The organism is Micromonospora sp. NPDC050980 (assembly GCF_040653835.1).
GTDB lineage: Bacteria > Actinomycetota > Actinomycetes > Mycobacteriales > Micromonosporaceae > Micromonospora.
Genome location: NZ_JBFAGS010000017.1, coordinates 24940 through 35604, shown reverse-complemented (window position 1 = coordinate 35604; position 10665 = coordinate 24940). Strand labels below are relative to the sequence as shown.

The following is a 10665-nucleotide window of genomic DNA, read 5'->3' as shown; positions in this document are numbered from 1 at the left end:
GTGTGCCCGCTTCGGCCGTCCCGGCCGCGGGTGGGGCCGCCGGAGCGGACCGGTCGGCCGGGAACGTCGCCGCCCGGTCGACCGGCACGGGCAGCGCCGCCGCCAGCGCCGCGACGGTGGGCCGGGAGAAGACCGTCTCCAGTGACACCGCGACGCCGAGGCGGGCGCGCAGCCGCACCACTACCTGGGTGGCGAGCAGCGAGTGCCCGCCCAGTTCGAAGAAGTCGTCGAGCGCCCCGATCGGCCGGATGCCGAGCAGTTCCTCCCAGACCTCCGCCACCACCTCCTGCACCGTCCCCACCGGCGCCACGAAAGCCGCACTCACCCCCGGCCGATTCCCCACCCCCACCTCGCGCCCCACCTCGCGCCCCACCTCGCGCTGATTCACGGAAAGAGGGCCCATCCCGCCCGGAATGGCCACTGTTTCCGTGAACGAGGGGGCGATGGGGTGGGCGGGGTGGGCGGGGTGGCGGGTGGGGGTGATCCAGTGGCGGTGGCGTTCGAACGGGTAGCCGGGGAGGGGGAGGCGGCGGGTGCCGTCGGCGTGGAAGCGGTCCAGGTCGACCGGAACGCCGGCCAGCCAGAGCCGTCCCACCGCGTCGAGCAGCGTGGCCAGGTCGTCGGCGTCGGCGCGGGGGTGGCGCATCGCCGCCACCGCGTGCGCCGGGCGCAGGCCGGCGAGCCGGGCCAGGCCGCCGAGCGCGTGCCCGGGGCCCACCTCGACCACCGCCGCCTCCTGCTCGGCGCAGAGCGCGGCCGATCCGGCGAACCGGACCGGCTCGCGCAGGTGCCGCACCCAGTACGCCGGCTCGGTGACCAGGCCGGGGGTGACCGGAGCGCCGGTCAGGTTACTCAGGTAGGGGCGCTCGGGTTCGGCGTAGTCCACCGTGGCGGCGTGCGCGGCGAACTCGTCCAGGATCTCGTCGAGCAGCGCCGAGTGGTAGCCGCGCGTCACCCGCAGCGGCCGGCAGTCGACCCCGTCGGCGGCCAACCGGTCCCGCAGCCGGGCGACCGCAGCCGGGTCGCCGGAGACCACGCACAACTCGGGGGCGTTCACCGCGGCCAGCGACAGCCCGTCGTCGAGCAGCGCGGTCACCGTCGCCTCGGGCAGCCCCACCGCGACCATCGCCCCGACCGGCGTACGTTCCACCAACTCGCCGCGCACCCGCACCAGGCGCAGCGCGTCGGCGAGGGAGAAGACACCGGCCAGGCAGGCGGCCACGTACTCGCCGAGGCTGTGCCCGACCATCAGGTCCGGCGTGACACCCCGGGCCAGCAGCGTGCGGGCCAGCGCGTACTCGGTGACGAAGAGCGCGGGCTGCACCAGGGCGGGACGGTCGAGCAGCCGCTGGGCCGCCGGGTGCCCGCCCGGCGGCGGGGTGAGCACGGCGCGCAGGTCCCGGCCCAGGTCGGGGCCGAGCAGCTCGGCGCACTCGTCCACCACCGCCCGGTAGGTCGGCTCGGACCGGTGGAGACCGGCGCCCATCGCCACGTGCTGGGCGCCGTGCCCGGGGAACGCGAACACCAGCGTCCGCCGGCCGCCCGGATGGCTGCCGGTGAACCGGCGTGCCGGCGTGTCCAGCGCGGACACCGCGTCGGCGGGGTCCGCCGCCACCACGTACCGCCGGTGGGGCATCGGTTGCCGGCGGCCCAGCGCCGCCGCCACGTCCGCGAGCGCCAGCTCCGGGTGGGCGTCGAGGTGGTCGCGGAGCTGCCCGGTGGCGCGTTCCAGCGCGGCCGGGGTGCGCGCCGACACCACCAGCAGCCGGGGCCCGCCCTGGGCCGGGACCGGCGGCCGGGCCGGCGGCGGCGGTTCCTCCAGGACCACGTGCGCGTTGGTGCCGCCCATGCCGAACGAGCTGACCCCGGCCCGGCGCGGACCGTCGGCCGCCCACGGGCGGGCGACGCGGTCGAGCCGGAACGGGCCGGTCGCGACGTCGATCGCCGGGTGCGGCCGGTCCACGTTGATGGTCGGCGGCAGGGTGCGCGTCCACAGCGCCATCACGGTCTTGATCAGGCCGGCCACCCCGGCCGCCGCGTCGGTGTGCCCGATGTTGGCCTTGACCGAGCCGAGCGCGCAGAAGCCGCGCGCGTCGGTGCCGCGCCGGAACGCCTCGGTCAGCGCGGCCACCTCGATCGGGTCGCCGAGGCTGGTGCCGGTGCCGTGCGCCTCCACGTAGCCCACCGAGCGGGCGTTCACCCCGGCCGTGGCCAGGGCCCGGCTGATCACCTCGACCTGCCCGGCGACGCCGGGCGCGGTGTAGCCGGTGCGGCGCGCCCCGTCGTTGTTGATCGCCGAGCCGCGGATCACCGCGTAGACCGTGTCGCCGTCGGCGAGCGCGTCAGCCAGCCGCTTGAGCACGACCACGCCGACTCCGCTGGACTCGATGCTGCCGCGCGCGTCGGCGCTGAACGGCCGGCAGTGCCCGTCGGGGGAGTAGATGCCCCCGTCGTGCCAGAGGTATCCGCGCCGCTGGGCGGGGAAGACGCTGACGCCGCCGGCCAGCACCACGTCGGACTCGCCGGTGAGCAGGCTCTGCCGGCCGAGGTGCACGGCCACCAGCGAGGTCGAGCAGGCGGTGGCCACGGTGACCGCGGGACCGGTCAGGTCGAGCTGGTAGGCCACCCGGCTGAGCAGGAAGTCCTTGTCGTTGCCGAGCGAGATCTGGTGCTCGCTGAGCCCTTCGGTCAGCTCCGGGTGACCGCTGAGGTGGTCGAGCAGGTAGGAGCTGCGGCCGGAGCCGGCGAACAGGCCGACCCGACCGCGATGGCGGGACGGGTCGTGACCGGCGTGCTCCAGCGCGTGCCAGGCGCACTCCAGCAACAGCCGGTGCTGCGGGTCCAGCGTCTGCGCCTCGCGCGGGGTGAGGCCGAAGAAGGCCGCGTCGAACTCGTCGATGCCGGGCAGCAGGGTGCCGGCGCGCACGTACGCCGGGTCGTCGATGCGGGCCGGGTCCGCGCCGTCGGCGAGCATCTCCTCGACGGTGAACTCGCGCACCGACTCCACCCCGTCGCGGATGTTCGCCCAGAACTCGTCCACGGTGCGGGCGCCCGGGAAGCGGCAGGCCATGCCCACCACGGCGACCGGACCGTCGGCCGGCCCGGCGGTCGCGGTCGGCAGCGGGACGGGCGGGGCCGCCGGCTGCGGGTCCGCGCCGGTTCCGGTGACCCCGACCAGGTACGCGGCAAGCGACTCCGGCGTGGGGTGGCGGAACAGGTCGGTGGCGGTCAGCACGTCGCCGAGCCGGGCGCGCAGCCGGTCGAGCACGGCCAGCAGCCGCATCGAGTGCCCACCCAGGTCGAAGAAGCTGTCCCCGGGGCCGACCTCGTCGACACCCAGCACCTCGCGCCACACCTGGGCGACCAGCCGCTCCAGGCGTACCCGTTCGGCGTCCCACCGGCCCGGCGGCGCGGCGGGAACCGTCGCGGCGTCGCCGGAGCGGGCCACGACCGGCGAACCGGGCCCGAGCGCGTGCTGGTCCGGCCCGCCGGTCCGGGCGCGGTCGGGCGCGGTGTTGCCGGCGCCGCCCGGCGCGGCGGCCCGGCGGACGTCCGCCGGGCCCGGTGCGGGCAGCGCGTCCGGGTCGACCTTGCCGTTGCCGGTCAGCGGCAGCGCGTCCAACCGCACGAACGCGGCCGGCACCAGCCAGGACGGCAGTTCGGCCGCGAGCGCGGCCGGCAGTTCGGCCGGGTCCGCGTCGTCGCCGGCCAGGTAGGCCACCAGGCGCGGGTCGGCGGGGTCGTCGCGGCGCAGGTGGACGGTCACGTCGGCGCGCGGCCGGTGCCGCCGGATCGCCGCTTCGATCTCGCCGCACTCGATCCGGTAGCCGCGCAGCTTGACCTGCCGGTCGGTGCGACCCAGGTATTCCAAGACCCCGTCCGGGCGCCGGCGGGCCAGGTCACCGGTGCGGTAGAGGCGCGCGCCGGGCACGCCGGAGAACGGGTCGGGCCGGAACCGCTCGGCGGTGCGGTCCGGCTGCCCCAGATAACCGCGCGCCACCCCGGCGCCGCCGACGTGCAGCTCGCCGACCACGCCCACCGGCACCGGGTTGCCCCACCCGTCGAGCAGGTACAGCGCGGTGTTGGCGATCGGCCGGCCGATCGGCACCGAGCCGTCGACCGGGGTGTCCGGCTCCACCTCGTACGCGGCGCAGCCGACCACGGTCTCGGTCGGGCCGTACTCGTTGACCAGCGCGGTCTCCGGCGCGTACGCCCGCCACGGCGCGACCTGGTCGGCGCGCAGGTTCTCGCCGCCGATCACGAAGCACCGGGTCCGGCCGGGCAGCTCGTCCGGGCGGAGCTGGTGCGTGACCAGCTCCAACTGGGCGGGGGTGATCTTGACCAGGCCGAACGGCGTGGTGGTGTCGCGCAGCGCCTCGCCCAGCGCGGCCGGGCCGAGGTGCTCGCCGAGCATCCGGACCGTGGCGCCGGCGGCCAGCGGCACCAGCAGACTCGTCACGGTCAGGTCGAACCCGACCGACGAGTGCAGCGGCACCACGTCGCCGGCGCGCAGCCGGTAGGCCTGGGCGGCCCAGCGCACGTAGTTGGCGACTCCCCGGTGGGTGACCAGCACGCCCTTCGGGCGGCCGGTCGACCCGGAGGTGTGGATGACGTACGCCAGGTCGTCCGCGGTGGGCGCGGGAAGGCGGCGCGGCCGGCGTCGCGGCCCGCCGCCGCGGGCCGGCTCCACCGCCGCCGGGGGGTCCGCCTCCGGCACCAGCAGCGCCGCGTCCCCCGGCACCAGGTGTGCCAGCTCCGCGCAGGTGAGCACGACCCGCGCGGCGGTGTCGTCGATCAGGTGCCGAAGCCGGGCCGGTGGGTTCGCCGGGTCCATCGGCACGTAGGCCGCGCCGGCCCGCAGCACCGCGAGCACCGCCACGGTGAATCCGACCGCGCGGGGCAGCAGCACCCCGACCAGGCCGCCGACGCCGACGCCCCGCGCGCGCAGCGTCTGCGCCAGCGCGTCGGCGCGGGCGTGCAGCTCCCGGTAGCTCAGCGCGGCCACGTCGTCGGTCACCGCCACCGCGTCGGGGGTACGCCGGGCCTGCTCCTCGATCAGCACGTGCACCAGCTCGTCCGGCTCGGCCGGGGTGGCGGTGCGGTTCCACTCGCCGACCAGTCGCCGGTGCTCCGCGGCGGGAAGCATGACGGCGGCGCCCACCGGCGCGTCCGGGTCGGCCAGCAGCGACGCCAGCAGCGTCTGGAAGTGCCCGGCGAGGCGGGTCATCGTGTCGGCGTCGAAGAGGTCGGTGCGGTACTCCAGCACGGTGCGCAGACCCCGGTCGTTCTCCCGGACCGCGACCGTGAGATCGAACTTGGCGGTGTCGACAGGCACCTCGACGGTGCTCACCTGGAGCCCGTCCAGGCGGGGCGGGGCGGCGTCGCGGGCGTACACGAACATCACCTGGAACAGCGGGTCGAACCCGGCCCGGCGGGCCGGGCGCAGCGTCTCCAGCACCGTCGAGAAGGGAAGCTCCTCCCGGCCGAGGGCGTCCAGCACCGCGCCGCGCACCCGATCCAGCAGGGCGGCGAAGGTCGGGTCGTCGTCCAGCCGGGCCCGGATCGCGACGGTGTTGAGCAGCAGGCCGACGAGTTGCCGGGTCTCCGGGCCGCGCCGGCCGGCCACCGGCGTGCCCACCACGACGTCACGCTCGCCGGTCCACCGGGCCAGCAGCACGTGCAGCACCGACAGCAGCACCATGTAGGGCGACGCGCCCGCCCGCCGGCAGAACGCGGCCAGTTCCTCGGCGGGCACCGCCAACGGCACCGCGAGGGTGGCGCCCGCGTCGGACGGCACCGCCGGGCGCGGCCCCCGGGTGGGCAGGTCGAGCGCCGCGGGAGCGCCGGCGAGCTGCTGCCGCCAGTAGTCGAGCTGGGCCGACGCCTCCGCCCCGGCGAGCCAGTCCCGTTGCCGGATCGCGTGGTCGCGGCAGTCGCCGGCCACCGGGTCGAGGGTGGCCGGCCGCCCGGCGCGGTGGGCGGCGTAGAGCCGCTCCCACTCCTCGTGCAGGACGCCCAACGACCACTCGTCGATCGCCACGTGGTGGATCGTCAGCAGAAGCACGTGCTCCTGCGGCGCGCACCGCAGCAGGTCGGCCCGCAGCACCGGCCCGCGCGCCAGGTCGAGCGGCTCGCGGGCGGCGGCGCGCAGCCGGGTGCGGACCTCCCGGTCGCGCTGCCAGCTCGGCAGGCCGCTGAGGTCGTGCACCCGCAGCAGCCCGGAGCGCGGCTCGTGGACCACCTGGACCAGGTCGGTGTCGTCGCCGACCGGTCCGGCCGCGAGCGTGGTCCGCAGGGCGGCGTGCCGGGCCACCAGGTCGTCGAGCGTCGCGGACAGCGCCGGAACGTCGAGCGGGCCGTGCAGCCGGTAGGCCAACGGCACCAGGTAACCGGCCGAGCCCGGGACGAGTCGGTCCAGTTGCCACATCTGCCGCTGGGCGGCGGTGGCCGGCGCGGAGCGGCCGGGGTGGGGCCGCGCCGGTGGGGCCGGTCGCCGGGTCCGCAGGACGTCGGTCATCGCCTCCGCCTTCGTCACTGCCCGGCCGCCGGGTGGGCGTCGTCCGGGCGCGGGCAGCCGCGCCCGGATCGGCCGGGTGCTGGGAAAGATCAGGATTCCTCGATGGGGAAACCTCGCTCATCATGGCACCGGCGATCTTCGTCCGCCGATCCCCGGATCGTGCCGGCGGTTGATGCGTTCGGTGCCTGAGGCAACACGTTCGGCCAATTCCGGGGAGCCGGTAAGAAATGCGATTGCGGCGTTCCGGCCCGCAGTTCGGCTCGGTCGCCGGGCGATGTCGCTCGTATCGGGTGTCGGCACACTGTGGAGGGATATGCCGGTTGCGTACGGTGTTGCCGCCGATGCCGGAGGTCGTTCCTGTCTTCCCTGCTCACGGCGCTCGGCGACGGCTTCGTTGACAGGGCGATCTTTGATCGATTACCGTCACGATCAATCTCGATGCGGCCCGCGCCGCCTCACCCCGACGTGCCCGTCGGGCACCTCTCGTCAATGATTCGACAATTGTGTGGGCCGGCCGGCTCCGGCGTCGGAGATCCGCACCCGCGTGGTCCGGATTCCCGTTCCCGGTGCTCTGTCGGCATTTCCCGCGCGAGCCGTCGCCTTAACGTCAGCTAATGCCACTCGCATCGACCGGCCCGGAACTCTGCCGTGCGCCGCGGTGCCGGGGTCCGCCTGACTGACTGAAAGGTCAGCCGCCGGTGGGTCAGGACCACCCGATCGGTGGACCGGAACCGCCGGTGTGGCCGGAATTGATGGCGAGCAGTCGATAACCGGTGCGGCGCAGTATCGCGAGAAGTCCTTGCCTCCTACGGTGACGTCCGGCACGCGGACGCGAGGAATCGGGAGCCACCCGAGGGCGTCGTCCGGGCGGACAAGGGGAGTTGTCTCGATGCGAGTTTGGAGTCGTGCGGTCGCGGTGCTCGCCGCCGGCGCGGTCGTGGTGGCGGGGGTGCCGGCGCTCGCCGCCACCGTCACCGTCGCCGATGCCGGCGCCACCGGGCGCAGCGGTGTGCGGGCCATCGGTGGCAGCGCCGCGCTCGGCGCCGCGCGTACGGTCGCCACCAGGGCGTTGGTGACACCGGGGGACACCCGGCTGATGCCGAGCACGCCCCGCACCGACACGCCGCGGATCACCAACGGTGAGATCACCGACATCGAGGTGATCGGCAACCGCGTCTTCATCGCCGGCACCTTCACCTCGATCGCGAACGTCGGCGGCTCGACGATCGCGCAGCGGTCCCTGGCGTCGTACAACCTGGACACCGGGAAGGTGGACACCGGGTTCAAGCCCACCATCGATGGCGCGGTGGCGGCCGTCGAGGCGTCGCCGGACGGGTCGTCGCTCTACATCGCGGGCTCGTTCAACACGATCAACGGGGTCACCAAGCGCAAGGTCGCCCGGCTCAACCCGACCACCGGCGCGCCGGTCGCGGCGTTCACCGCGACCGCGAACGCGCGGGCGACCGCGCTGGCGGTGAGCCCCACCGCGGTCTACGTCGGCGGCCAGTTCGCGACCGTCAACGGGGTCGCCCGCAGCGGCCTCGCCGCGGTCAACCCCACCACCGGCGCGGTCGACACCGCGTTCAACCTGCCGCTCACCGGCGGCATCGGCGTCGGCGGCATGCTCACCGTGCAGCAGCTCAAGCTCACCCACGACCGCAGCAAACTGCTCGTCGTGCACACCGGCCGCCAGATCGCCGGCGAGGACCGCTACGGGGTGGCGCTGATCGCCACGGCCAGCAAGTCGTTGCTGCCGTGGCGGACCCGGCTGTGGGAGGACAACCTCTCCTTCGTCGGCGGCATCCAGCGCGTCTTCGCCGGTGACATCGCGCCGGACGACTCGTACTTCGTCGTCACCAGCGGCTCCGGTGGTGACCGCCCGCCGATCAACGACACCGCCATCGCGTACTCGTTGACCGGAAACGACCACGTCGAGCCGCTCTGGATCTCCCGGCACTTCGACAGCATCTACTCGGTCGCGATCACCGACACCGCCGTCTACGTCGGCGGCCACTTCAGCTGGCAGGAGTCGCCCACCTCGAACGTGCCCTGGCCCGGCCTGGACAACGTCGGCTACGGCACCGGCCAGGGCCTGAGCGGCTACGGCCTCGGCGACCAGGTGGTCCGCCGCGACCACCTCGGCGCGCTGGACCCGGTCACCGGCACCGCGCTGGAGTGGAACCCCGGCTCCAACTCGTACGAGGGGGAGAAGGCGATGCTGGCCACCTCGCGCGGCCTGCTCGTCGGCGGCGACGGCAACGTCAAGGGCGGCAAGACCACCGGCCGGGTCGCCTTCTTCGACCTGTCCAAGGAACCGGCGCCGTCGTCGCTGGACACCACCGTCAGCACGCCGATCGAGGGTGCGGTGAAGCAGGCCGGCGAGCCGTTCGACCTCGGCGGGCAGGCGCTCGCCCCGGCCGGCGTGTCACGGGTCCAGGTGGAGGTCATGGACCGCAACAGCGGCAGGTACCTGCAGGCGGACCTGACCACCTGGGGCGGGTTCAAGGGACTCAACGCGACGCTCGCCGCGCCGAACGCCACCTCCACCACGTGGACCCTGCCGGTGTCGCTGCCGGCCGGCGCCTACCAGATCCAGGCGAAGACGTTCGGCCGGGACGGGGCCGGCGACACCACCAAGGCGATCAAAAAGATCGAGACGTTCCGCTTCGACGACCTGCCGCCGTCGACCCGGATCAGCGCACCGGCCGCCGGCCTGCTCGCCACGAAGAGCTTCGTGGCCACCGGCACCGCCACCGACGACAAGGGCGTCACCGCGATGATCTATTCGTTCCGCACCCCGGACAACCGCTACCTGCAGGACGACGGCAGCGTCGCGGCGGTCTACAACACCTTCCGGGGCGAGCCCGACGTGATCGGCGCGACGTCCGCCACCTGGCAGTACGAGGTGGCGCTGCCGATCGAGGGGCAGTGGAAGATGACCGCCACCGCTGTCGACACCATCGGGCAGAGCGACCTGCGCGGCGACACCCGGGACTGGACCGTCTCGGCGACCGGCGTGCCGCCCACCGTGGCGATCACCGCGCCGGTGGCGATGACCCCGCCGGCCACCGCGCCGCCGCTGACCGTCGCGCCGGGCGCGCCGATCACGTTCGCCGGCACGGCGCAGGACGAGGACGCGCTGAAGTCGGTCGAGGTCTACCTGCGCAACACCACCACCCGCGAGGCGCTGGCGGCGGACGGCACGTGGGGCGCCGACTCGGTGGCCGCGTACCACCGGATCTCACCGACCAACCTCGACGCCGCGACGTTCGACTGGTCCTTCACCACCGTGCCGCTCACCCCCGGGGTCTACGACTTCCGGGTCCGCGCGACCGACCGGCTCGGCCTGACCACGTCCAACGGCAACCTGGGCCGGCTCACCGTCACCGCCCAGACGCCGGGCGACGCCTTCCCGAACGGCCTGCTCAGCTTCACCGGGACCGACCAGAACGTCGACAGCCTGCACCTGGACCTGGCCGGCACGGCGACCGACGACAAGGGCGTCCGGGCCGTCCGGGTGGCGCTGCGCGACCTGGACACCGGCCGGTACGTGCAGCCGAACGGCACGATGGCCGCCGCGTTCGCGACCGTCGACGCCACGCTGGCCGCACCCGACGCCACGAGCACCGCGTTCACGCTCGCGATCGACCTGCCCACGAAGGGCACGTACAGCGTCGAGGCGTGGGCCGTGGACACGGCCGGCCAGCAGGACGGGTCGACCGCCGGCGCCACCGCGAAGTACCTCGTCTACCCCGGCGACCTCGATCCGAGGCTGGAGCCGAGCATCACGCCGGTCGAGGGCGAGGTCTACCCCGGCGGCCGGATCGTGGTGTCCGGCCGGGCGGTCGACGACGTCGGGATGCAGCGGGTGGACGTGCAGATCACCAACAGCGCCGGGCAGGCGATGAACGCGGCCGGCACGTTCGGCCGGTCGGGAACCTGGATCGCGACGTTCCTCACCAGCCCCGGCTCACCGGGGTCGAACTTCGCATACACGTCACCGGTCGTCCCGGCCGGCACCTACTCGGTGACGATCCGGGGCATGGACAACCACGGGCAGTACCAGCAGCCGCCCCGTACCGTCTCGGTGACCGTCAACGACTGAGCCGGTCGGCCCGCGGGCCGGTCCGCGTCGGTTCCTCCGGCGC

The 10665-nt window shown here is 74.6% G+C and carries 2 protein-coding genes; one reads left to right on the top strand and one right to left on the bottom strand.

Annotated elements, in window-relative coordinates; all coding sequences use genetic code 11:
- Positions 1-6517, bottom strand: a 6517-nt coding sequence (locus AB0H28_RS22780) for an amino acid adenylation domain-containing protein (RefSeq protein WP_358043539.1), incomplete at its 3' end; no start/stop codon positions are given.
- 889 nt (positions 6518-7406) lie between these two features.
- Here AB0H28_RS22780 and AB0H28_RS22775 point away from each other — a divergent pair.
- Entirely contained in the window at positions 7407-10622 is a 3216-nt protein-coding gene (locus AB0H28_RS22775) for a hypothetical protein (RefSeq protein ID WP_358043536.1), read from the top strand.
- Positions 10623-10665: the final 43 nt, after the last annotated feature.